At 42.8% G+C, this 25,794-nt stretch carries 20 protein-coding genes and 1 pseudogene; 7 read left to right on the forward strand and 14 right to left on the reverse strand.

Annotated elements, in window-relative coordinates; genetic code table 11:
- From F6K52_RS10930 to uvrB, 8 genes are all read right to left on the reverse strand, one after another.
- Nucleotides 1-1,240: histidine kinase dimerization/phospho-acceptor domain-containing protein (locus F6K52_RS10930; RefSeq protein WP_293077297.1), on the reverse strand; the 1,240-nt coding region annotated here is incomplete at its 3' end.
- 7 nt (nt 1,241-1,247) lie between these two features.
- A complete protein-coding gene (locus tag F6K52_RS10935) occupies nt 1,248-2,111 on the reverse strand; it encodes a substrate-binding domain-containing protein (RefSeq protein ID WP_293077300.1) in 864 nt (287 codons plus the stop codon).
- A 560-nt stretch (nt 2,112-2,671) separates the two neighbouring features.
- Entirely contained in the window at nt 2,672-4,999 is a 2,328-nt protein-coding gene (locus F6K52_RS10940) for a response regulator (RefSeq protein ID WP_293077302.1), read from the reverse strand.
- A 263-nt stretch (nt 5,000-5,262) separates the two neighbouring features.
- Nucleotides 5,263-7,491, reverse strand: coding sequence for a CHASE domain-containing protein (locus F6K52_RS10945; protein ID WP_293077304.1), 2,229 nt, complete (start codon nt 7,489-7,491; stop codon nt 5,263-5,265).
- A 122-nt stretch (nt 7,492-7,613) separates the two neighbouring features.
- The gene (locus F6K52_RS10950; RefSeq protein WP_293077306.1) at nt 7,614-10,385 is read right to left on the reverse strand and encodes an ATP-binding protein; all 2,772 of its coding nucleotides are present in this window, start codon (nt 10,383-10,385) and stop codon (nt 7,614-7,616) included.
- 13 nt (nt 10,386-10,398) lie between these two features.
- The gene (locus F6K52_RS10955; RefSeq protein ID WP_293077308.1) at nt 10,399-10,593 is read right to left on the reverse strand and encodes a hypothetical protein; all 195 of its coding nucleotides are present in this window, start codon (nt 10,591-10,593) and stop codon (nt 10,399-10,401) included.
- Nucleotides 10,594-11,068: 475 nt separating this feature from the next.
- Nucleotides 11,069-11,548 carry an MEKHLA domain-containing protein gene (locus F6K52_RS10960; protein WP_293077310.1) on the reverse strand — a complete coding sequence of 160 codons (480 nt, stop codon included), beginning with the start codon at nt 11,546-11,548 and terminating at the stop codon, nt 11,069-11,071.
- 135 nt (nt 11,549-11,683) lie between these two features.
- Nucleotides 11,684-13,684, reverse strand: a complete 2,001-nt coding sequence (gene uvrB, locus F6K52_RS10965; protein ID WP_293077328.1) for an excinuclease ABC subunit UvrB — start codon at nt 13,682-13,684, stop codon at nt 11,684-11,686.
- Between the two features lie 655 nt (nt 13,685-14,339).
- On the opposite strand from uvrB, the gene F6K52_RS10970 reads away from it, so the two are divergent.
- On the forward strand, nt 14,340-14,789 hold the full coding sequence (locus F6K52_RS10970) for a response regulator (RefSeq protein ID WP_293077312.1): 450 nt from the start codon (nt 14,340-14,342) through the stop codon (nt 14,787-14,789).
- A 241-nt stretch (nt 14,790-15,030) separates the two neighbouring features.
- On the opposite strand, the gene F6K52_RS10975 is transcribed toward F6K52_RS10970, so the two are convergent.
- Nucleotides 15,031-17,253 (reverse strand): amino acid permease, encoded by a 2,223-nt coding sequence (locus F6K52_RS10975; protein WP_293077314.1) that lies wholly within the window; start codon nt 17,251-17,253, stop codon nt 15,031-15,033.
- A gap of 276 nt (nt 17,254-17,529) precedes the next feature.
- On the opposite strand from F6K52_RS10975, the gene F6K52_RS10980 reads away from it, so the two are divergent.
- Nucleotides 17,530-17,679, forward strand: a complete 150-nt coding sequence (locus tag F6K52_RS10980; RefSeq protein ID WP_293020934.1) for a hypothetical protein — start codon at nt 17,530-17,532, stop codon at nt 17,677-17,679.
- A gap of 323 nt (nt 17,680-18,002) precedes the next feature.
- Nucleotides 18,003-18,371 (forward strand): DUF6464 family protein, encoded by a 369-nt coding sequence (locus F6K52_RS10985; RefSeq protein ID WP_293077330.1) that lies wholly within the window; start codon nt 18,003-18,005, stop codon nt 18,369-18,371.
- Here the strand turns inward: F6K52_RS10985 and fmt are convergent, their stop codons facing one another.
- Entirely contained in the window at nt 18,372-19,373 is a 1,002-nt protein-coding gene (gene fmt, locus F6K52_RS10990) for a methionyl-tRNA formyltransferase (RefSeq protein WP_293077316.1), read from the reverse strand.
- A gap of 45 nt (nt 19,374-19,418) precedes the next feature.
- The gene (locus F6K52_RS10995; RefSeq protein WP_293077318.1) at nt 19,419-20,168 is read right to left on the reverse strand and encodes an OmpA family protein; all 750 of its coding nucleotides are present in this window, start codon (nt 20,166-20,168) and stop codon (nt 19,419-19,421) included.
- 664 nt (nt 20,169-20,832) lie between these two features.
- On the opposite strand from F6K52_RS10995, the gene F6K52_RS11000 reads away from it, so the two are divergent.
- Nucleotides 20,833-21,633, forward strand: coding sequence for a hypothetical protein (locus F6K52_RS11000; protein WP_293077321.1), 801 nt, complete (start codon nt 20,833-20,835; stop codon nt 21,631-21,633).
- An 86-nt stretch (nt 21,634-21,719) separates the two neighbouring features.
- Here F6K52_RS11000 and F6K52_RS11005 read toward each other — a convergent pair whose 3' ends face one another.
- From F6K52_RS11005 to F6K52_RS11015, 3 genes are all read right to left on the reverse strand, one after another.
- Nucleotides 21,720-21,953: a hypothetical protein gene (locus F6K52_RS11005; protein WP_293077323.1), complete on the reverse strand. Its 234-nt coding sequence runs from the start codon at nt 21,951-21,953 to the stop codon at nt 21,720-21,722.
- Nucleotides 21,954-22,024: 71 nt separating this feature from the next.
- The gene (locus F6K52_RS11010; RefSeq protein ID WP_293077325.1) at nt 22,025-22,633 is read right to left on the reverse strand and encodes a hypothetical protein; all 609 of its coding nucleotides are present in this window, start codon (nt 22,631-22,633) and stop codon (nt 22,025-22,027) included.
- Between the two features lie 161 nt (nt 22,634-22,794).
- Nucleotides 22,795-23,325 (reverse strand): thylakoid membrane photosystem I accumulation factor, encoded by a 531-nt coding sequence (locus tag F6K52_RS11015; protein ID WP_293077326.1) that lies wholly within the window; start codon nt 23,323-23,325, stop codon nt 22,795-22,797.
- A 691-nt stretch (nt 23,326-24,016) separates the two neighbouring features.
- On the opposite strand from F6K52_RS11015, the gene rpmG reads away from it, so the two are divergent.
- The 3 genes and pseudogenes from rpmG to F6K52_RS11030 form a co-directional block, all read left to right on the forward strand.
- Nucleotides 24,017-24,211 (forward strand): 50S ribosomal protein L33, encoded by a 195-nt coding sequence (gene rpmG / locus F6K52_RS11020; RefSeq protein WP_293020919.1) that lies wholly within the window; start codon nt 24,017-24,019, stop codon nt 24,209-24,211.
- A gap of 135 nt (nt 24,212-24,346) precedes the next feature.
- On the forward strand, nt 24,347-24,562 hold the full coding sequence (gene rpsR / locus F6K52_RS11025; protein ID WP_008191262.1) for a 30S ribosomal protein S18: 216 nt from the start codon (nt 24,347-24,349) through the stop codon (nt 24,560-24,562).
- Nucleotides 24,563-24,899: 337 nt separating this feature from the next.
- Nucleotides 24,900-25,794 (forward strand): annotated as a pseudogene (locus tag F6K52_RS11030) (RNB domain-containing ribonuclease); the annotation flags it as partial.

Here is a 25,794-nt window from a genome sequence, read left to right on the forward strand (position 1 = left end):
TCTCAGGGCTCATCATTTTAGAGCGTTGGAGGATTTGGGTATAGCCAAGGATGCCATTGAGGGGAGTGCGCAGTTCATGACTCATATTGGCCAGGAACTCGCTTTTGGCACGGTTGGCAATTTCAGCGCTTTCTTTAGCTGCTTGTAATTCTTGGCTGAGGAGCTGTTGACGTTGAACTTCTGCTTCTTTGGATGCCAAAAGATGCTTTACTTGTTTAATCAGATGATTCAAAGAAGTGCCTAAGACTCCTATTTCATCTTGGGATATGGTAGGGGCTTGTAGAGTAAAATCATCATCTTTACTGACGCGCTGGGCTACCTCTGTTACTTGTTTAATGTTACGGATAATCAACAACGTGACCCTGTTGGCAACTAAGCTGGTAATTGCTGACCCCAGCAAGCACAAAGCACTGATACTTAACCACAACTGTCCCTGCACCTGCTCAAGAGTGGCGGCGGAGTATAGTAAAACCAGTTTGCCCGCCTTGCCATTGATCCCGGTGATCTTTACACTTTTGGCAATGTAGTTCTTCTCGGCAATAGTGACCTGCACTGGCAGGGATTGGACTGGCGGTGGCTCCCAAGGAGTGTTTTTAGCATCGGTTAAGGTAGAGGCAGTAACCTGAGAATCGTAGAAGGTAACCAGGTGATGGTGGGTATGGGGGCGTAATTGTTCAAGCCATTCATCGCTAATGGTAATCCCAACGATTATTCCCCCTAAGATTTCCTGGGCAGACTTCACCGAGGTTAGACCGACTAGAAGCGATGCAGCATTGTCTTGAGCTGGCAGGAAATCGAACAAATCCATGCCAATGCTTGCCGCTTGGTTGACTGTCTCGTCAATTAGCTCAACTTGGTTAAGGTCTGCCTGTCGCAGTTCCAGCAATACAGACCCGTTCTTGTCTACGATTTTAAGCAGATCGAGCTGATAAGATAACTGTATCGGGAGTAAATACTGAAATAGCTTTTCCCGGTTCCCTGTCGCAACCAATGTGGAAACATCCTGTATGTCTGCTATCCACCTTGCCTTCAAAAATAGAGTTTCTTTTTCCTGTTCAAAGGCATGCAATTGTACGGATGAGAAGTTCTGGATCTTATTTTTCAGTTGCAGTTCTATACGCTTAGTGAAAAAATAGCCCAAACTAAAGGTTCCTACTATCCACATTCCTAGGAACACAGAGAGCATCGGCAATAGTATTTTTGCTCTGAGGGAAAGTTTCGAGTACATCTGTCGGAACATATCACTACTACTCCTGTTCCTGGCTAGATGGTATAAACCCTGATTCGAGCAGATGGTTGCCTCCTTCTTTGGTAAAGGCGAAGTCAATAAAGGGTTGGGCATTATCTGAAGGGGTCTGGGGGTAGACGATGCCAAGGCGACGCGCCATTTTATACTTACCTGATTTAATGTTTTCAGGGATGGGTTCTACGCCATCGAGGCTGAGGCGGTTCACAGGTAACTGATTAGCGATCGCATAGGCCAGGGAGAAAGCACCGATGCTGTAGGGTGTACTCTGAACTGCTGCAATTAAATCAGCTTCGTGGCGCAAAATCACTGCTTCTGGAGCATTCTTGAGGTCTGACCCAAGGTAATATTTCCGCAATAGTTTCTTGGCTGACTCATCCTCATGTCGATCCAGTACGATAATTGTTGCCTCTGGTCCCCCTAGCTTTTGCCAATTGGTCACCTTTCCGCTGTAGATGGCCTTGAGTTGTTCGGTTTGTAAATTAGTCACTCCTAGGACACTAGGGTGAGTTGCTACTACTAAACCATCTTTGGCGATTTCCCGATATACTAAAGAGCCATCATCCTCCTCTGGTTTCAAGGTCCTGGTAACAGTACCAATATCAACTAATTTTTCTTTAGCGCCAGCGATGCCACCAGGGGATTGACTTTTTGGCAAAAAGGTAATGACTGTGTTTTCAGTCTTAGCTTCATAGGCAGTAGCTAATACCTTCATGGCTGGATAGGGACTCCCTGCCCCAGTAATCTTAATTTCCTGCTGGGCTTGTTCGACATTGGTTGCTTGGTTGGTAGTGTTGGGGGTGCAGCTTACCAACATGGCTAGGCTCGTCCCTATAGCGAGGGGAAACCAGCTATTTAACTTCATTAGACATCTCCAATAAACTATTAATTTTACCCTTGATAATCACAGGTTTTTGGTCAGCCTCAGATATGCCTTGAGCAACTTAGGTTCTAGTGCCAGAGTCAATGGCATAAAAGTGCAACACGACCCTTTCACCAACCAGACAAAGGCAGTTGTTAAAGGTTGGGATGAATTGGTTGAAACCGTCTTTTACAATTACGATTCAGTCACGATTCAGTGGTTAAGTTCATTTTTAATCTAGTCATAGAATATCCTCCTCAAGAGAGATGCGGCCATTGTCTGTTATTACTATTCTCTATTGTAAAACTATTGCGAATAGTTTACAGTTGTGGAAATCTACAATAGCCATATTATAGAATTCCCAGTTAATCTTACCCAAGTAACAGTTTCAGGTTAATTTATAGTTTATTTTATTGGTATGTGATCGGAAAAATTTCCTAAATAAAACTATTTTATTGATTAGCTATTAATAGTTAATTTCAATATTGCGTTTCTTATACTTATAAGCTACATTTAATTTGATTACCTCTACTACCGACTGCCTGCTCCCTTTGCTATAATTATTATTTATCCCGATATTGCTGAATAAACTGTCGGATTTTCTTGAGTTTAAAGTCTTCGGCTAATTGACGGAGATGTTGGCTAAATGGGATTAACTTATCATCAGATTTTTCCAGGATTTCCACTTGTTTTAAAATCTCGCTAATTAAGCCAGTCTTAGCCAGATCGTACAGCTGGTCTAGTGATTCTTTTGAGGGCGGCACTATCGAGTTTTCAGTTTTGAGGGAGGATGGTGCCTTGGTGCTTAGGTTTTTATCTTTATCTTCTTCTCCTTCATAAACCCATTCTAGTTTCAGATATTTCCGCAACTTCTCTAATAGCTTTTTTGACTCTACTGGCTTGGGCAGAAAATCATCGGCTCCCGCCTCAATACTGTGATGCTGGTGATCATCAAACACACTGGCTGAACAAGCGATCAGTGGCACTGATGAGAATTGGGAGGATTCTCGCAACTGTCGGATCATCTCAAAACCATCCATCTGTGGCATCAACAAGTCAGTAATAATCATATCCGGTTGGAACTGTTTAGCTTTCTCCAAACCTTCTTTACCATTGGTCGCTTCTTTTAGTTCAAAGCCAAAGGGAGTGAGCAGATTCACCAGTACCCAGCGATTTTCTTGTTTATCATCCACCACCAGAATTTTGCGGCTTTGGCCAAGGAAACCAATAATTGTCTGATCAGGAACAATCACATCAGTTACCCCTGTGGCTTCTGGCAACTCCAAATCGAACCAAAATACACTACCAACACCGAGCTGGCTTTGCACTTCCAACGTAGACTCCATCATCTCCAGCAGTTTCTGAGTAATGGCTAATCCTAATCCAGTCCCTTCGGCTCGAGTTAAGGCATTCCCCACCTGCTCAAACGGCAACACTATCCGTTCGATGTGTTCCGGACTCATACCAATACCGGTGTCTTCAATTTCAAACCGAATTGTTCTGATCACTCCATTGTTCATGGTTTTTTTGTCTTCCCCCGTTGTTAAGGGCTTTGACTCCAGTACATTGACCTTGAAGGTCACTGCCCCAGTGTCAGTAAACTTAATGCCATTACCCAGTAAGTTAATTAGTACTTGTCGCAGGCGTTTTTCATCCCCATGGATGTGATTGGGGAGTTGAGTCTGGGGTTGGTAAGTAAAGGAAATTTCCTTCTGATCAGCGCGGATACGGCAGATGTCAACTAGGTTTTCTAGAAAGGAGGGAAAATGAAAATTATTTGGGTACAGTTCCATTTTCTTGGCCTCGATTTTAGAAATGTCTAAAATATCGTTAATCAAGGTAAGTAGGTGGTTGCCACATTGGTGGATGACACGGATGCCCTTGAGTTCTTCAGGACTGATGATTTTAGAGCGTTGGAGGATTTGGGTATAGCCGAGGATGCCATTGAGGGGAGTGCGCAGTTCATGACTCATATTGGCCAGGAACTCACTTTTAGCACGGTTGGCAATTTCGGCGGTTTCTTTAGCTACTTGTAATTCTTGGCTGAGGAGCTGTTGACGTTGAATTTCTACGTCTTGAGCTGCTAACAGTGTTTTACTGGTATAGAAGGCTAATAGGGCTGCGCTTGAAATTGAGGCAATCATGCTAATCAAAATGATTCGAGTCCGAAGCCTTTCAGAAGCCTCTAGCACAGCTTTGGCATGTGGTCTTTCCTCCTCAACCTCCTCTATTATTTCCTCAAGGTCATACACGAAACTTCTGAGGTTTAGCCCTAAAGGACTCTTGTTTAAATCTAGAAACTTTTTTTGGGCTGCTTCAATTTCTTCTGGCTTCAAATTCGAGGGATCGATGTGCTTCAATAGTGCCTCTATCCGTTGGGAGTATACTTGTATTAGGCTGTCATAATTTTTGATCAGGTTATTTACAAGTTCAAGTTCCTCTTCTAGCTCATCCACCTCTGGATTTTTGTAAGATTCTTTTAATCCCAACCAGTTGTGCTGGGCTAATCGGGAATGCTTTTTAAAACGAGAATACTCTTCCTGAAAAAGGTCTGGTTGCTGCAACAATACAGCAAAGTATTGATGGTGTATTTGTACTTCCAGCAGGTAACGTTGCAAGTCCATGAGAAGCTCACTTTCTTCTAAGGTATCTTCTCTTAAGTTCTGGGCATAGTTTTGGTAGTTATTGCCAATAAGGAGTCCAACTGTTGTTCCCAGGACAGCAATCCCAAGGGCAATACCATACCCATAGGCAATCTTTTGAGTGATAGTAAGGCGATTTAGCTGCTTTCTGAACCAGGCAAGGGGACTTGTCAAAGGTTGGGATGAGTTGGTTAAAACCATATTTGAGAATGAAGATTCGGTGGTTGGGTCTGTTTTTAATTTAGTCATATTATTTTTCTATATCCTCCTCAAGGGAGATGCAGCCATTGTTTTTTAGTACTATTACCAAACTATTGCGAGTTATTTAATGATTGTGGGGTTGTACATACAGGGATTGTACATAGAGTTGTAAATAACGTGGTAAATACAATAGTTATATTATAGAATTCCCAACCAGTCCTACCCAAGCAACCGTTTCAGTCTCTTATCAATTATCCTTGCTTTCTTCCTTTGGCATTTCTAGTGTTCTCCACCAGGTTTATTTCATTAAATTACAGGTATTGTTTGATAAACTCTCGAATTTTTTTAATTTGAAATTTTTCGGATAATTGACGGATAGATTGGGAAAATGGTATAAATATATCATCATTTTTTTCTAGTTCATCGACTTCCTCTAAAAGGTCATTGATTAAGCCTGACATAGCCAGATCGTAAAGGTAGACTAGTTTTTCTTTTGGAGGACTAACAATTTCTGTTGTTTCAACTGATGTATTTTTATTATTATTATTTTCTTGAAAATTAACTACTTGTTGCTGATTTGGATTTTTGTGAAAATTGATTTCATAGGAATTGGGATAAGTTTGTAGGTCTAAATCTATAGTAAAAATACTACCTTGCCCTGGGTTACTCTCGACATTAATGTCACCTCCCATGATCTTGACAAGTTTCTGAGTAATTGCTAAACCGAGTCCAGTGCCTTCCACAAAACCAGAGGTATTTTCTAGCTTTTCAAAGGGTAAAAATAGTTTAGATAATTGCTCGCTATTCATCCCAATGCCGGTATCTGCAACTTCAAAGCGAATAGTGGTAATTTCTTCGAGTTTATTTGTTATTTTATTTTTGGCATTTTTCCTTGATTTCAGCACACTAACCGTAAAGGCTACTCCTCCTATTTCAGTAAATTTAATGCCATTGTCGAGTAAGTTGATAAGCATTTGTTTCAAGCGTTTTTCGTCAACAATAATTGCTGTAGGTAGTCGAGAAGTCGCTTGGTAACTATAGGAAATACCCTTTTGTTCTGCTTTCACCTGACAAATTTCTACGATGTCCTTCAAGAAGGTACCAAAATCAACCGTTTGGGAATGGAGTTCTAATTTATTAGCTTCAATTGTACAGAGGTCTAAAATCTCATTGATCAGGCTGAGCAGATCAGAGCCGCACTGCTCGATAATATCAATACCTTTCTTCTCGTTAGCAGTTAGACTAGTTGATTTTTTCAGGATTTGAGCATAACCCAAAATACCGTTGAGAGGAGTACGGACTTCGTGGCTGATGTTGGCAAGAAATGTACTTTTAGCGCGGTTGGCAGCTTCACTTTCCACTGCTGCCTGAACTGCGGCTTCTTTGGCCTTCTGGAGTTCCACTGTCCGTTGCTCAACTCGTTGTTCTAGCTGTCTTTCACTCTCCACCAGTGCTGCTACTGCTGAAATGCGATCGCTAATATAGATAGCCAGCAATATGGTCAGTAATAGTCCTCCCAAGGAAACAGTCCAGGGATACCAGGTTCTTCGACTCCTGATATATTCAGAATTGGGCTTAGACAGAATCAACCATTTCTGTCCTGATACATCAAGAATTACAGTATGATGTAACCCATTTCTGAGGGTAGCAAGGTCTTCCTCCTTCAAGTCCTTTGATGCTTTGGGTGTACTAGATGAATAGGTATAGAGCAATCGCTTCTGTGTTGGCGTAGATTCGTGAAATAGGTAAACATCAATCTCCCTGGGTTGTCGATACTTTAAAGCCCTATCTACAATATCTCCAATCAAAAACACACTTGAGGCAAAACCTTGCAGATTTTGGCGACGGGATATAATTGAATTAGTAGGTGTATTCTGTCGATAAATTGGCCATAAAATTAGGAATCCTAGTTTGTGCTGGGGACTTTGACGCATTAATGTCATGGGTGCGGTGGCGATCGCTTTGCCACTATCTCGTGATAATTGCAAAGCTTCCAAACTGACAGAATTCGAGGCTAGGTCAAATCCCAACATTGTCTCATTATCGTGGTATGGCTCAACAAAATAGACAGGAAAATACTCTGCTCTGGGTTTAGCTTTAATCAGCTTTTCCTGAGGATTCTGTTCTGTAATTTTAAAGTTAAGAAAACCCTCTTGTTTGGCAGCTTGTTCGTAAGCGGCTCTTTGGTCATGGGGTACCCGAGGAATCCACTGTAGGGCTTGGATATCTGAATTATTTGATAAGTAAGGATTTACAAAAGTCCGAAATTCCTGACGAGTAACTTTTGTGGAGGCAGCATAGACCCCAACAATCGATTCCAGTTGGTGTAGATTTTTTTCAAGGCTTCTTTTGAGCAAGGAAACAATATCGGTTGCATCTTGTTCAAACTCTTTTTCGATCGTTTTATTTTCCAAATCCCAAGTTCCCATGAAGGTTAGTAGGGAAAACATAACCCCTGTAAAAATAGTCAGTGCTAGGGGCAGAGAGTGGACGTTTTTTTTGAGCGGTAGTAGAGGATTAATTACTTTTAGCTTATTCATTAAATTACCTTTGTTTAGTCCCTGATTACATAAATTTTCATGCTTGGTATTAGTCAGTCTATGAAATATCATAAATAGGCGATAGATAACTGGTTTTGAAAGTAAACAAGCATAGTCTAAATTCAATGAATATAGTCGTTAAGGAAAGAGCGTATTTTTTTTAACTGAAACTTTTGAGCTAATTCACGGATGTGTTTGACAAAATCACTAGTGTTTGGATCGGATTTTTCTAGGTTATTGATTTCTTTTAAAAGGTCATTAATTAAGCCTGCCCTAGCCAGATCGTAAAGTTGGGCAAGTTTCTCCACTGGAGGAGGCACCATCTCTATGGTTTGAGATGAGATATTTTTCTTTTTCCTACTTCCTCTTTCCTGCTTTGCTTGATAAATCCATTCCAGTTTCAGATGCACTTGTAACATCTCTATTAGCTTTTCTGCCTCTACTGGTTTGGGCAGAAAATCATCGGCTCCAGCCTCACTACTTTTTTCCTTGTCGGTGTCAAATACACTAGCCGAAGACGCAATCACTACTTTTGAGTTCAATTGGGGGGATTGTCGCAACTGTCGGATCATCTCAAAGCCATCCATCTGTGGCATCAACAAGTCAGTGATAATCAGGTCTGGTGGAAATGCTGTGGCTTCCTCTAAACCCTCTTGACCATTGCTAGCCTCCATCAGTTCAAATCCCAGGGGAGCCAGCAGATTAACAATCACCCAGCGATTTTCCTGTTTATCATCCACCACCAGAATTGTGGGTGGCTGACCTTTGAAGCCAATAATCCCTGTGTTAGGAGTCATGGCTTTGGATACAGCTGTGGTTTCTTTTAAGTGCAAATCGAACCAAAACACAGTGCCAATGCCCAACTCGCTGCTTACTTCTAACTTAGACCCCATCATCTGAACCAGTTTCTGAGTAATGGCTAATCCCAATCCCGTCCCTTGTGCTTTATTTAAGGGATTCCCCACCTGCTCAAAAGGCAAAAATATTCGTTCGATTTGTTCCGGACTCATGCCAATACCGGTGTCTTCAATTTTAAATCGAATTGTTGTTAACAGTTCTTGGCTATTGGTGATGTGTCCATTCTCATTTTCCCTGTATTTCAGGACACTTACTGTAAATTTAACTTCTCCACTGTCAGTAAACTTAATCCCATTACCCAGTAAGTTAATCAGCACTTGTCGCAGGCGTTTTTCATCAGCATAGATGCCGGTGGGAAGTTCATAAAGGGCTTGGTAAGTAAACAAAATATCTTTGTTTTGAACTCTGATTTTGCAGATGTCAATCAGGTTCTGAAGAAAAGACGGAAAATGAAAATCTGTCCGGTAGAGTTCCATTTTACCAGCTTCAATTTTGGACAGGTCTAAAATGTCATTAATCAGGGTGAGCAGATGACTACCACATTGATGGATAATGTCAATCCCCTTGAGAGACTGAGGAGTCAAGGTTTTGGAGCGTTTCAGGATTTGGGTGTAACCGAGGATGCCATTAAGAGGGGTGCGCAGTTCATGGCTGATGTTGGCGAGAAATTCGCTTTTGGCACGGTTGGCAACTGCGCTTTGGGCCGCAGCGCGAACTGCCGCTTCTTTTGCCTGTTTTAGGTCTTTCTCAGCTTGTTTGCGATCGCTAATATCGGTTCTGATCGCCAAATACTGGTAAGGTTTGTCTGTATCATCCAAGAAAGGTACAATGGTAGTATCGACCCAGTAATAGGTGCCATCTTTGGCTTGATTCTTAATTTCTCCCCGCCAAACTTGACCACTGACAATAATTGACCAGAGGTTTTGGAAAAATTCCTTGGGGTGATAATTGGAATTGATCAGTATATGGGTTTGTCCAATCAGTTCTTCCCTAGAATATTGAGAAATCTGACAAAACCGATCATTTACATAGGTAATTACCCCTTTTTGGTCAGTAATTGCTAGGATTGAGACTTGATCTAAAGCATACTTAAAATCGGAGACTTCTTTGATTGATATTTGCAGTTTTTCCTCTGTTTTTTGTTGTTTATCAATCTCTTCTATCAGACGTTGATTGACCTGTTCTAGTGTACAATAGGTATGCTGATAATCTAGTATTAATCCTACTAGGGGGATCAGGTAGGCAATAATTTTGAGGAAATGGGCGATTTGGAAATGACTGTCGAACAGTGCTTGTGAACCAAAAGCCATGTGGAGTTGGACTACTGTATCCGGAATAGTACTCACAATTAAGGAGTAAGATAACAGACTGGGATACCGTTGGTGAAAGCTTGGGTAAATAAAAATGCCAGCAGCAATAAACAGAAGCAATGGCAGAATGTCCCATGGTCGGGTGATAATGGAGTTGGGAAATGTTGTTTCCGGCAGAAGCTCGCTGGTTGCACAGATGTGAATTATGCCATAGCCAATCAACCCAAACCCCAAGCTGACAATAATGACAAAACCCAAGCTCCTGGTTTGGTTTTTTTCTACCCAGCTTCTCCTTGAGCAAAGGCTAGTTCCTAGAATCAGGATTAGTGCATTGAAAAGCCGAGAGAGTGCCCAGGTAAATGGAATTAAATTCCGATTATCGGCGACAACATCAATTAAGCGGTCAGCAGCCAGAGTATGAAAGGCATCCATCACACCAGCAAAAAAAAGCGATACGCCGATGATAGGAACGATTGGGTCTTTGGTGATGCTGTAGTTCGCGAAGGCTAAGCAAACCGTAAAAAACGCCGTACAGACAGCACTCCACTCCAGGAGTGTGTGTGCAAAACTTCCGGACAGGACGGAGTGCATGGCATCATTAAGTTCATGGGGTTCCCATTCAGAGGCTACCGAGGGGTCAAACAGTTCCTGATGGGTACTAAAATCAACCCCTAATTGATGCAGAAGATAGGGTAAAATGCAGATAAAAATGACTGTCCAAACCATTGGTTTGGGGAATCTAGTGTTGCCGACAAGCCTGGCGTTTATCATAGTTTTCATTCCCAATATGGCTTTCGGTTTGATGAGTGATCAAGATCAGGAAGGTCTTTAGGTAAGACTTGGCTAAATCATGGCAGCAATAAGCAATGCCCAGTAGGGTTCTAGTGCCAGAGTCAATTGAGTCAGTGATAGGATAGCCTGGAGCTGTAATCATTATGGGTTCCATTCATTGAATAACATGGACGTCTGTGATGCTAGTTAGATATACCAGTTACATATAGAGTTCCCGACTAGTCCGACCCAAATAACGGCGTTGTAATTGTAGCGGGATGATTTATGGAGATCGGGAAGAAACGAGAAGTGGGGGAAGATACTGCAAGAAGGGGAAGTAACCTGTGAGGCATCTAATCTGAATTAGCACTATGAATTAGCACTATGAATTAGCACTATGAATGCTACAAATGATTTCTCTGCCTGCCCCTGAGGCTCCAAAGCTATTCTGCTGCTATCGGTAGCAAAGGTAAAACCATTTGATATAATGGACATCTGGGAAAAAGATTAACGGAACCCTAGTCAAGCTTAATATGAAACCTAATTTCCCTCAGATGTCTAATTGATCTATCTAATTGATCTAATTTATAGATTGAATCGGCTTACTCAAAAATTGACAATTTAAGTGGGCGACATCGTCAATTAAGCGGTATCCAGTGGGAAAACGTAGCCCCTTGACCACAATAGTTATTTTCCTGATCAATAAGATTCCAGACTATACAATCTGAAATCTGGAACCGTTTACCAGTGCTAGAAATGCGGACACCTTGATAGTTGCTAATATAGCCCTGGCTTGTCACTTGGTTAAGCAGGCTTAATCGCTCCTCCCTTTCCATTGGCTCAGCTGAATATCTCGAAGGCATCTGAGTCAATTGGTTCCAATCTATTTCCCACAATTCTAAAGCTTTTCGATTGCCATAGTTGTAAATGGGGTCTGATTCAGTGTTGTGAGATAGGACGACAAAGGGAGCTTCAAATAGTGCCTGTGCAATTTCCATAGGTGAGCCACTAGTATCGATTAGAGAACGCCCTGTCCAATGATGAAAGCTATGGATTAGACGTTGGCTCTGGCGAATTACGGCGTCTTGTTGCCAAGGAAATTGGAGCTCAGTGTTCATCGGTTTATTATTGTGTACAGATTTATCACGGTGATGGAACTATAGTAATGCTAGGTGCGCCTGTTTTCAACATCCCGATCATGCCGTAAACATATCAATAATTACTCCAACTACTGTTAGTTAAAAAAAACTTAGTTAACTTCGATTACCTAGCAGTTTATCCCGCAGCTGCTTAATGCGATCGCGTAACTTGGCTGCCGTTTCAAATTCCAAGGTTTTTGCTGCTTCCTTCATCTGTTCTTCTAACTGATTAATCAACTCCGGAATCTTCTCTAAAGGTACATCATCCACCTGTTCAAACACCGATTCCAACTGTTGAGCATTCAACCGTCGGGAGACATCCAAAAATGTCAAAATCGGATTATTTGCGGTTTTGCGAATGGGCTGTGGTATAATGTTATTATTGCTGTTATATTCACTTTGAATCTTACGACGGCGATTAGTCTCATCAATCGCTTTTCTCATGCTTTTTGTAAGGGTATCAGCATACATAATGGCTTGCCCTCGGACATGACGTGCTGCTCTGCCTATAGTTTGAATAAGCGATCGCTCTGCCCTGAGGAACCCTTCCTTATCTGCATCCAAAATTGCTACCAGAGAGACTTCCGGCAAATCCAACCCTTCTCGCAACAAGTTAACCCCAACCAATACATCAAATTCACCCTGGCGCAACGCCTGCAAGATTTCAATCCGTTCAATAGAGTTAATATCCGAGTGTAAGTAGCTTATCCGAATATCCCGTTCTTGCAGATACTCTGTCAAATCCTCAGCCATGCGCTTGGTTAAGGTTGTTACCAGCACCCTTTCCTGAAAATCCACCCGCTGCTTAATCTCAGCCAACAAATCATCTACTTGACCTACTGTAGGACGGACAAAGATTTCTGGGTCAAGCACTCCAGTAGGACGAATGATCTGTTCCACGACTCGCCCTTGAGATTGTTCAATCTCCCAATCCCCAGGAGTAGCAGAGACAAAAATACACTGATTCACCTTTGCCCAGAATTCCTTTGCCTTCAGGGGTCGATTATCTGCTGCACTGGGTAAGCGAAAGCCATGGTCAATCAACACTTGCTTTCGAGCGCGATCGCCATTGTACATTCCCCGAATTTGCGGCACCGTAACATGGGATTCATCCACTACCAAAAGCCAATCTTCGGGAAAATAATCAATCAAACACTCTGGTGGTTCCCCAAGCTTGCGTCCAGCCAAGTGACGAGAATAGTTTTCTACACCATTGCAGTAACCAATTTCGAGCAACATTTCCAAATCATAGCGGGTACGCTGTTCCAACCGTTGCGCTTCTAGCAAGTTACCAGTTTGCTCCAATTGAGCCAAACGTTCCTCAAGTTCTGCCTTAATAGCATTACAAGCTTCTTCCAACCGTTCATCGGGAGTAACAAAGTGACGAGCAGGGTAAATATTTACGCCCTCTACACTTTGGAAAATTCCACCGGTAACTGGGTCAACGTAGTGAATAGCATCAATTTCATCTCCGAAGAATTCTACCCGAATAATTCGGTCTTCATAAGCCGGGCCAATTTCTAATACATCCCCCTTCACCCGGAACCGTCCGCGTCCCAATTCTAAATCATTCCGGGAATACTGTACTGAGACTAAATCCCGTAAGAGTTGGCGTTGGTCAACTTCGGTATTTACCCGCAGAGGAATCGAAGCTTTTAAATATTCTGAGGGAATACCCAAGCCATAGATACAGCTAATGGAAGCCACCACTATTACATCCCGTCGTTCAAAAAGCGATCGCGTAGCTGAGTGCCTCAGCATATCAATTTCATCATTAATTGACGCGGTTTTTTCGATGTACGTGTCAGTGACCGGGATATAAGCTTCCGGCTGGTAGTAATCATAGTAGGAAATGAAATACTCCACCGCGTTATGGGGAAAAAACCCCCGCAATTCGTTACATAACTGTGCAGCTAAGGTTTTGTTGTGGGCAAGTACTAGGGTTGGTTTGCCGACTTTTTCAATTACCGATGCCACGGAGAAAGTCTTGCCTGTACCCGTAGCACCCAGTAGAGTTTGGATAGGGTTGCCAGCCTTGAGGTAAGTGGTGAGTTGGGAAATAGCTTGGGGTTGGTCCCCTGTTGGTTGAAAAGGGGCTTCGAGGTTAAATAGCATCTTAGACACTTCTGGCACAGCTAAAAAAAAAATCCGTAAAAATACTATCTATAATTTCATCATAATTTTTGTACATTTATAGGTACTGATGAATAGATTATTACCCAAATTCATTGTCTTGATGCAGTCGCTCATGGGGGAAACCCCCAAGACCGCGCTGCATCGCTAGATAGTTTTAATATTTGCCCAAAATCCAGAGGGGAGCATGAAAACTATCTGGTTAACTGCTAATTGCTTAAAGGGTTATCGTTACGGATAAAGGACATCGATCATGGGTAATAATTAACGGGTAATTATACCGATTTTTTAGCCATCACCATTTATCATTTACCATCGACTCTCCCGTCTTTAAGTGGAGAGTATTTTTATTTTTTACTTAATCAGCTTTTTTTAAATAATTAATTGATTATTAATTCTAGGATTATATCCTGAAAATTATGAAACAATAATCATATATATTCTCAAAGTTTGCAAAAACAAATATTGTTAATTTTGGTGATGATTAATCGGTAATTGCGAGTGATATAAGTATTACCGATTATACCTGAAAACGCCCCAATTAATCGAAACTTGTATGTAGTCCAAAAAATAAACTCTAAACTCCAGAAAATTTGATTAATTTAATCTCAACACAAAAAACTTTTTTTTAGTAATTATGAACTATAGAAATTCTAGTCAGCGCATTGAAATATTGCTAGTGGAAGACAATCATGGTGACGTAGACCTTACCAAAGCTACTTTGAACAATAGCAAGATCCGCAACAATCTACAGACTGTTACCAATGGTAAGGAAGCTATGGCATTTCTGCGTCAAGAGTCTCCTTATACTAAGGCACCCCGTCCCGACGTAATTTTACTGGATTTGAATCTACCAGTGATGGATGGTCGTGAAGTGTTAGCACAGATTAAATCTGATCCAAAATTGAGTCTGATTCCCGTGATTATTCTCACCAGCTCAGATTCTGACCAGGACATCCTCACAAGCTACAAGCTAAACGCAAATGCCTACGTCACTAAGCCCCTTGAATTAGAACAGTTTGTCAAAGTATTGAAGTCAATTGAAAACTTCTGGCTAAGTATTGTTAAACTGCCACCCAAAAATTAACCATTGCCAATTCCTGAACTGGATTGGGTAATAGCTAATGGAGAGTTGGTAGTTGACGATTACCAATTATCCATTACCCATTACCCAAAAATCCCGAGACTATGTCAGCCATGCAAAGCGCGAGTGGGGGAAACCCCCGCAGGTCGGCGCTGCATCGCTTTCATAACTGATTAAACTGATTAATCGGACTTGATAGTAATAGTCAATTTGCAATTAACAATTTTAAATTGCTGTTGGTATACTACAAATCTTCACTGAGAACTTCATGGAAAGCAAACCCAGGAGCAGCCAGTACAAAGACAATGGTAGGAAGACCAGCAGTTTTTAGCTGTAAACTTTCGTAATATTGAGTAAACTTATCGTCTGGTGTAGCCATACCCATAAAGATTAAGTCAGCATCAGTCGATGACTCATGAAGAATAGTATTAAAAGAACGCCCTTGGGAAACCAGCACCTGACAAATAACCCCAATCCGCAACTGTTTCACCCAATTACTTAGGTTTGCCCGTGCTGCTTGAGCTGCTATTTCATTAGGAAGCACCAACTTGAGGTAAATCTCAGCATTTTGCCACTTCAGATCGCTGCGCAATAGATAAGCGAGGAGCAACATCAGGCTACCATTGGCTTGCTTACCGCCCCACCAAACATCAATCCGTTGACGACTACCGAAACCCTGCTCCCGATTTTCCCGCAGAATCACTACATTACGCTTTGCCTGGTGTATGTGAGTAATCAAGCGACAGTAAGGCTGGCGACGGCTAAGGCTTTCGTTATCCCCTAGTAAAACTGTATTGGGAACTAGTGGTCCTATACCGTAAGTTTCCACAAGTTGCCGGGCTCCGGTAAAGGGATCCGGTGCTGTTACCAAGCGCACCAGAGCTTGTACACTGCGCCGTTCGAGATACTCACTGATGGTTTGTTCTAACTGTGCCTGCTTAGCCACACTATGGGAACTACTAGGTAAAATACTCGAAACGGTAACTAAACCGCGATTATGGGTCAGGGCATCGGCTAACTCTATCAAAGACCATCGTTTAGTGGGAGCTCCCGACAGCACCAAGATGTGGGGTCGCCAGTTTTTCGGATCAGGGTGATGACTAATCTGAAAAATACCAGTGCGCAACAGTGCCATCCAAATGCCCCGGCGTACATCTCCCCAAGCCGTGCGCAGTTCCCGCTGCTGTAACCAAAGGTAAACCCCCAAGACAATAACAGCTGCTGCCACTGTGGCAAAGGCATTGATCAAAAACATTACGATCAGGCAACCCAATGCCCCTAACAGTGACAGAAACCAGTTAACTTTAAAGGAGGGTCGGAACGAAGGACTTTGCAAAAAGCCCTCAATGGCAGCTGCTACATTCAACACCAGATAGGTGGTCAGAAAGAACATACTTAGCACTGGTGCAATGATATCTAATTGACCAAGGCAAACTGCAGCAGTAGCTATTCCCAACGTTACAGCGGTACCAATCCGTGGTTCATCATCTCGTCCACTACCCGTACCTAGAAATCGCATCCAACGGGGTAATACCCCATCTCTAGCTAGTGCCTGTAAAATCCGGGGAGCACCCAGAATACTGCCTAAGGCACTGCTGAGAGTAGCACCCCATACCCCGAGTAGGATTGACGGACCCCAAAATGCCATCTGCCTCATAATCAGAGGATTGGCAATTAGGGCATCTCCCCCTATCCGCATCGATAAAATAATTGGTACGATCATATAAACGGCATATCCTGTTCCTACTGCTGCCAGAGTACCGATGGGAATGGCGCGGATCGGGTTGCGTAGATCACCGGACATATTCACCCCAGCCATGATACCGGTCACGGCAGGGAAGAAGACAGCAAACACACGCCAAAAGGATTCTTTGGAGGTCACCCACAGCTCAATATTAGCTACATCATAAGGGTAATCATGGTTACCGACGAATAGAGCAATCAGGGATAGCACTATCGCAGCCATAATAAAGTATTGAATGCGGATGGCGAGGCTAGCGGAAGTCAAAGCCAGTATTGCCACTAAAATAGTAGTAATTAGCGCTACATAAAGCTGGTTGAGGTGGGGAAAGGTCTGAACTACGCTCTCGGCAAAACCAATAGTGTATAAGGCGACTGACAGAGCTTGGGCAAAGTAAAGGGGAATTCCTACGGCACCGCCAGTTTCAATTCCTAGGGAACGGCTAATCATGTAATACGCACCACCAGCCCTAACAATGCGGTCAGTTGCGATCGCAGAAATAGACAGAGCCGTCAAAAAGGTAATACTGGTGGAGAGGGTAACAATGATGAGGGTACCCACTAAACCAACATTACCAAGTACCCAACCAAAGCGCAGGTACATAATAACCCCCAGGATGGTGAGAATCGACGGAGTATAGACCCCACCGAATGTTCCCAAACCTGAAGTTTTTTCCTGAGTAGGCTCGACAACAGGAGATGAGCGGCGACCAAAGAATAACTTCATATGTCTAAAACACGAATATAGTGCATTAAGCTAATCTGACTATAGGGAATAGGGAATAGGGAACAGAGATTTTCATTCCTTTGGTGTGGGCGTTTCGCCCATGAATTTCTGACTTGAAAAAGCCGTCGAGGCAAGCAAGTGCGAAGCGTTCTCGGTGACATACCAGAGATGTTCATACTTTGTTCTTTGTTTTAAATTCATTTTTGATGGGGGTATAGCTGGAAAATTTTTCAAGTCCTTGGCAGACAATGTCAGTTGGTGAATTGATAATGCTCCATGAACAACTCCACCAGTTCTACCCCCAAGCCACCAACATTGCAACTCAAGGATGTTACAAGGTTGGTAGCCTCGGCTTTTGGTTCAACATTGGATGAATTTCACACCACAGGACTAACTGCTGTCATGGGGTTTTGGGCAAACAAGTAGAAACTGCTAATGGAACGAAGAGAACAGAAACGATAGTCTTTTAATCTGACAGTTTTTTAAGCTGACTACAGAATTAACTTGCGCGCATTCCCAACTTTATGCACCCCAATCACGAATTTAAGACATTTTTTGCTCAATGACCAATTATTCAATATCGGTAATATCAACTCCGGTTAATCACTTCGTTGATCAATCCAGTCTTCAAGAAGAGCGCCAGTGTGTTGTACTTAACCGGACAATTGTATGTAGAATTCTGTTGGGCTAGATAGTCAGCCCACAGCCTGCGATACCATTCAACTGTAGCGTGAATGACAATAAGCACTATGGAGCCTGATTCTCTACCGACAGAGTTAATTTTGATCCACCCACCTCAGACCATTGGCAATGTTCAACTGGATTGGATACCTCAACCCGGTAACTATCTCGACTTTAAAGGTAAAACCTACACAGTTTTAGAGCGCCACCACCGCTACTGTCTTAAGTCAGGGCGCTATCGTTTGCATAAAATTGCTCTGTATGTGCAGTCTTCTCGACACCCTAGTGAAAAAAGCCTGGTCCAGGGGCGTTGGGTGATTGGGGATGCCAGCTGTTATTTCAATGCTCACTCTGAATTGATTCGTTGTGCTGTCAATCCAGAGGGACCCTGTGATTCTTGTCGCTTTTACAAACCTTTGAAAACCGAAACTAACTAACTAACCATTACCTAGAACTTCTCCTACTTCTAAACGCATACCATTGGCAAAATCCCAAGCAGATTGAGCACGTTTGCCAGCTAGTTGCACTTGCTGCAACAACAACAGTCCCTTTCCAGTTTGAATAATTGGACCGATTGCCTTGGCAATCTTGACAACTTCTCCAGGAGGAGCATTACCAACATCAAGAGTAGACCACTCCTGCGATCGCATTTTTAACTGTGAAGGCAACTCGGATAAGTAAGCCGAATCTAAGGGAGCAGTGGCACTGATTTTCAGAGATTTACCCCGAAATGAGGTGACGCAGTTTGGGAAAAATCCCCGGATCTGATTGTGTAAGTCCAAGTTAGACCGTGACCAATCTAGGCAATAATCTGACTTTTGAATCAGTGGTGCATAGTTCGCCTCAGAGTCATCTTGAGGAATTGGTTGGATTTGCTGTAACTCTTGCTTCAGTAGGGTTTCAATCAACAAATCAGCTCCCAAATTACTCAGAGTTTGTGCCAAATGCTCGGCAGTATCCAATAGTTTGATTGGTGTATACGCTTTCAAGAGCATTGCTCCAGTATCCATGCCAGCATCCATCAACATCGTTGTGATGCCAGTTTGGGCTTCTCCATTATATAGACACCACTGGATCGGAGCTGCTCCCCTATACTTAGGCAAAATTGAGCCATGTACATTGATACAACCTACCGTAGGCATATCCAGAATCTCTTGGGAGAGAATCTGCCCATAGGCAACCACCACAAAAACATCAGCCTTTACCTGCCTTAGCTGAGTTAGGGTTTCCCTATGCTTTTTCAGGCGCTGCGGTTGCCAAACTGGTAGTTGATGTGCTAATGCCATTGATTTCACTGGGGAAGGAATCAGCTGGTTACCACGTCCTCGACGCTTATCCGGCTGAGTCACCACACCCACCACCTCAAATTCAGGATGGTTCAACAAACCTTCCAAACAAGGTAGAGCAAATTGGGGAGTACCAAAGAATACAACTCGCATCTAGAAATTACCAATAACTAATGACTAATGAGTAATGAGTAATTACTAATCCACAGCAATTTCCACCCGACGATTACGTTGCTGATTAACCTCAGTATCATTAGCTACCAGAGGACGAGTTTCTCCGTAGCCAATAATCAACCAACGGTATGGATCGTCTAAAGCGCTACTAAGATACTGCTGAACTGCTTTGGCACGCTTAAATGAAAGGTTTCGATTCTCTTTGGCTTCGCGGGGGTTGTCGGTGTGGATAGCAATCCGGATTGTACTGCCGGGATAGGCTTGCAAATCTGTGACAATTTTGTCTAGGATCAAACCTGCTTCTGGGCGTAACGTACTGTTACTTTTCTGAAATAAAATATCACTGGGCAACGTGACTTTCAACTTGTTGGCAGCCGAGGCAGCTAATCGATTGCCATTGCTATTACCAACTAATGGAGCATCGCTACTTAGAGTCGATGGTTCCTTGAGGAGCAAAGTGATCCCTTGGATGCGCCTTTCGAGAGATTCATTCCCTCCCGAGGTTCCCAATTGAGTTTCCAACATTGTCACGTCCTCACTCAATCTCTTCAGTCGCTTGTCTAACTCACTTAGCTGAGCTTTGACCTGGACTCTTTGAACCGGTGTCAATTGTTTTAGTAGATTGGCTTCCGTTGGTTCCCGAATTGAACTAAAATTGAAAAACCTTGATTCTCCCTTGTTATCCAGATGCTCCAGTAATTTTAAGATCAGGGGTTTTTCTGGATTCGGGTTAGGGTAAGCATTGGCAACAACAATGCCAAATATCAAGGCCAAGCCACTCCCTACGCCTAGCAGTAGTAGCCTGAAAATTAAGATCAGTAGGCAGTTCAGTATACTTATTGAGGTTTCAGGTCTGGTATTGGTGTTGGAAGTAGCGGGTTGAGTCACACCGAATTTTGTTAGATCTCCTTCAACATAATGAGGCAGGATTATCCAATTGTAATCCGTTACGGGTCAAGGGCGGGTATTTAACATTATATAAGAATTCAAGAAAACAAGGTTGAATTAAAAATGATTATCATAACACTAAAACCTCCAAACCAACCAGTGAATTCCAATTCCAAGCCTAACAACTTTTGTGTGAGGGCTACCCACTTTAGCCAAGACCTCTTAGGGGAAGGAAAGAGTGTTAATTGTTAATTTTTCCCTGGCTTATTTTCTTTGTCTGCCAACGGTTGCTTGATAGTCGAGGATTTAGGCAACTGACTGAGTCCAAGTTTAACAAACCCCGTTCGTAATGCCACGGTCCGACGGGGTAGTTGATCACTTTTTAACCTTTTACACCTAAAGTTAAGGAACTATATTCTAGTTTCTTGGGGTTCCTCCTCTAACTAGAAACGCTAATTAGTAACTGAAAGACCAATCAATGTTGAAAAGGCAATTGAGTTTATCAGGATGGCTTAAAAATCAACCACTAGGACTCTTGTTAGCAACTTTGATGTTGATAACATCTAGCCTATTTTCTGAGAAAGCCAAGGCTAATGAATCCTTCGTAGCCAGTCAATCATCGGTGCTATCTTCCCAGCCTTTAAAGGAAGTAACAGAAGCTATCAAACCTGATCTAACCGAACCATACGTTCAGAGTGACCCACTCAATAGTCCTTATCCTATTCCTTGGAATTGGGTCTTGGAAACCCACGCTGAACTGGTTGCTAATCAGAGTTTTGGGTTTAGGTACTATCGCAGCCAATCACTAGTGTCTCCTGATGGCAAGTATGCTGCTTATAGTCGTATTCAACTACAAGGACAGCCAGAACTGTACCGCAGCCGCATCAGTAGTGTGATGTTTCTAGAAAATTTGCAGACTGGAGATTTGCGCATCATAACTGCATCTTCTCCCTTAGCTAACCATTACAATGATGATACATTGAGCGGCGCAATCGCTATTCTGATTCCCGTGTCTTGGACAGAGTCAAGCGATCGCCTTCTAGGGCGGCAATTTGAAGGTTTTTTTAATACGTCAGATGGTTCTGATTACGCAGTAATTTGGGATCGGAACCAAAATACTGTCACCACCTTGGCTCCTGAGCGCATCCATTATACTAACGCAATGTTGCTAGGCTGGAGTCACGCTAATCCAGATCAAGTTCTATTTCAGGCTGGTGAGTTGGGCAATGAGTATTGGCCAATGTGGTCTGTTGAACCCAATGGTTACACTGCTCTTACCTTTGAAGATCAACCTATGGTTTATGGTGAATCAGTAGAACACATTTGGTCTGGTTCCCAGGCACGCTGGTAATGCTCAAGTATTAAGGATAAGGATGAAGGATGAAGGATAAATTTTCAGGGAGCATCCTTCATCCTTCACACTTCATAGTTGACCAATTATCTTTGGTGTTGTGCTACCAATTTTTTTAGGTAAGAGTAAGCTTCTTCTGGTGAAAGAGTGAATATTTGACCTTTGCATAGGATTTCGTACCTTCCTAAGTAATAACCATGTCCACCAATTAAACCCATCTTTGCGGCTTGATTGCCAAGCTTGGTTAATTCCTGTCGAATTGAATAGTCCAATTCTTCTATTTGTTGATCAATAACTTGATTAATAGTTTGTTCTTGCATTTTTGACCGCTCCTAGTATAGTTATAATACTGATTTATGCACCCTACAACCGATCGACCTAGCGATAGCGGTCAACAAATTGGGCACTTGCCTGGATTAACTGCATGAATGCACTCACTTCCTGATGTCGGCCATCCTCGTTTATAGGATGCTTCTTCAGGTTTCCCCCAACCTAGCTGCAATATAATTTCCCAAAAGTTGTAATTCTTATATTCATAGAGATTTGCCCATTCCGTTTTTTGGGCGACCTCTTTTACATCATTGGGCATAATTTTTTGATAGTCTTTACCAAAATTAATACTTAGGTATAAGTCCATACCTTGGATGCCTGTATACCAAAACTCTAAGAGGTCAGCTTTGGCAGCTTTAAGGATGTTCAGGTCACTGTCTAGGGCGGCTAACTGCTCGTCAATAGCAGGATAACGTAGAGTCTTTCCTTTCATAGTCAGTTCGCGCCAAATAATGCCTGAAACTTGGTGTTCCCGTTGGTAGCTGTGAACTGCGGCTTTAAAGTCGTTATAAGCACTGAACTTTTGAATTCCCTCCGGTTTCAGAAAGCGATCAATCACAGGGTTACCAGACACCGAAGCTGCCAGATTAAGACGTTGCCCATTCATGCACGAACGACGTTCTTGAGCCAAAATTTCGATTAGCTCCTGTGTGCTGTAAACCTTGGACATCAGCACTGATGTTAACTGTACTTACAAATAGCTTAACCCGTAAACGTGACAAAAAAATAGGGTAAACGCCAATGGCAGTTCACTCATGACTAAAACAATTTTGTTCATGTTACGTTGTGGGAGTTTGATTGGATGGAAGTCTAAGCACTAAGCCAATTAAATCACTCTGATGTTAACTGAGCATTAATATCATTGACAGTGCGCAGCTTTAACTCTACAGATTCTGAACGGGGTAGTAAGTTAAACACTTCCCGAAACACATCATCTATCTGTTCATAAGGAACTTGTCCAATTTCGTTGAGTACTACCTCTGCATTTTGGTCAATCAGTACTGTCTGGGGAATTAAATCTTGGTAGTAGTATCCCGCTTCTGTGGGTGTATAGGTAGCATCAGGTAACAAAGTGTCGATGTTGACTGGAATAAAACTCGCTGCCCTACCATAAGGCTCCTGTAACTTAGAGATAGTCACAGAATATAGCTTGCAATCCCTACTGTCATCTACGTAGAACACCAACAAAGCTGGCTTTGTCCTGCGCAAAGAATCTTCTAAGGTAATTCGTGGTGGGACTATAGAGCCATTACCAGCATACAGAGCAAAAATATTACCATCAAAGCTGTCATCATCGAAACTTGCTAATGCTGATGGTGTTCCCAGTAGATACCAGCAGCTCAGTAAGCCGACAAGAATCAATAGGCATTTGGAAACAAATGTGCGCCTTACACAGGAACTATATGTAATAGTCCTGTATCGGAATCCTGCTAAACCGTCTATCATACCGAATTATTAGCCCTTATCTCAAATCCGAGGTGAATCCAAGTCCAAGGGTTTCAAAAATCCCAACAATCACTATAGCAATTGTAATTCAGTTGTGAACCCTAGTGCAGGCATATTGGCTGCACTACCAGGATAACTATACTTAGACTGGTCAGCTCACTGCTTAGAACAGATCCTCTTGGCTTTCATCTGTTGCAGATGCTCATCTTCCTGTTGCTCTGGCGAGTTACGGGAGTAGTGGTACTATACACCAATCAGGCAAGCGAGTTTAGGGTAGTGGGGTGCGCGGTTATCTTGATTCTCGAGGTTAGATTCGTTACCCTGGCACCGGTTACTGACTCTAACAAAATCCTAGGGCATGGTTGGCTTCGCTGCAAAGCAAGCGCTTCGGATTGGCTTAAACATTGGTCTATGTAAAGGCATTTCAAGTATACTGCTGTGGGCTCCCCTTGTAACTGGATTGCGCTGCCCGATGATGGTGCCAACAAGGGGTGAGGTTTTTCTGAGGACTTGAGCAATTTTGCATCTACTTGATAGACTGGGGGATCCCATGAGATAATAGTAAATTGTGTTTAATTGTAATATTTGAGTTCTTAGAAAAAAAACTATGGCAAGTAAGAAAGGTGTCCGAATCGTTATTACTCTAGAATGTACGGAATGTCGCAGTAACTCCAATAAGCGTTCGGCTGGTGTTTCCCGCTATACCACTAGGAAGAATCGCCGTAACACAACATCACGTCTGGAACTGAAGAAATTTTGCCCCAATTGCAACAGGCACACAATTCACAAAGAAATCAAGTAGATTTGGTCCTTGGTCATTTGTGAATTGAATTTTTTAATGGAAAATGGACTATTGACAAAGAACAAGGACCAAAGAACAAATGACTATAATCAGTAACCAGTAACCCAAATAACTAATCACCAATCATAACCAATCATGACTTACTTTCGTAAACGTCTCTCTCCGATCAAACCCGATGAACCGATCGACTATAAAGATGTTGAGTTGCTGCGCAAGTTCATCACTGAACGGGGAAAAATCCTACCCCGCCGCATTACTAATCTAACGACTCAACAACAACGAAAGCTAACCACAGCCATTAAGCGAGCAAGGTTCTTGGCTTTGCTACCCTATATTAATAAAGAAGGTTAAGGTGAACAATCACGGTCTTCCTCTGGGATATTTCCCGTGTGAAGAATGAAATAAGGATGAAGGATGAAATGGGGTGATCGATGACTGAGGCGCGGGATGCAGTGGCCTCCCCGTGAGGCCACTCGCGCTCTGCATGGCTGACATGGTTAACTAAAAACTGGCGACCCAACTAGGAGTTACACTGACCACTGAGCGCTGACAACTTCAGACTTCAGACTTCAGACTTCAGACTTTAGACTTTAGACTTGACCCCCTCTGCTGAGTTGGGCATCTCAACAACACAGGATAGACTGGGGGGAGGTGGATTTGGTAAACGCTACCCGGGTTATCAGAACTGGTGGAAAAGGGAACACTAATCGAATTTCGCTTACAAGGAGAACGCCATCTCGCTGTTGTCGATCGTCCAGAAGGCAAGAACCACTTGATTGCTTTGGATCAACGGGGGAAACAGCACAAGCTCCATCCTCGACAAGTCACCTACGCAGTGGCCGATTCTACTTATGAGCCATCAGAAATACCAGAGTTTCTCGCTCGAGTAAAACCCTATCTAGACCCAGATAGCTTAGAATTAGCCTGGGAATTATTGGTGGAAGAAGGAGAGGCGGTTACCTGTGCTGACATGGCACAGTTATTATTTTCTGAGCAAAGTCCACCCCAGTGCTATGCGGCACACTGTATTCTGTTTGAAGACAAAATTTATTTTAAACACAAAGCACAAACCTATGAACCCCGCTCCGCTAGCATGGTGGCTGAAATCAAGCATCAACTGGCAGCGGCTCAATCAAAGCACCAGGAACAAGAAGAATTTTTGAAGCGAGTACAACAAAAGCTAGGGGGTGAGGAAGTAGAGTGGCTTGATAGCGATCGCACTCGCTTTGATGCTCTAGAACGGTTCGTTAGTGAACCAGATAAACCCTCTCGTGCAGTTCAGGAAACTCTGGAAGCACTAAAACGCCATCAAAACCCAGAAAATGCCTTCGATTTGTTGATAAATCTGGGTTTGTGGCGTCCTCACCAAAAGTACTTGCTGCGTCATAAAATCCCAACTCAATTTCGTCGTGAGGTACTCGAATTGACCCAGCAATACCTGGCAAATCCTCCTACTGACCCAGATTCAGATCGCTTGGATTTAACACATCTGAAACTCTACACCATAGATGATGAAAGTACCCAAGAAATAGATGATGGGTTGAGTATAGAAGATCTAGAGGATGGCACTCAGCGTCTGTGGA

Source organism: Moorena sp. SIO3H5, assembly GCF_010692395.1.
Classification (GTDB): domain Bacteria; phylum Cyanobacteriota; class Cyanobacteriia; order Cyanobacteriales; family Coleofasciculaceae; genus Moorena.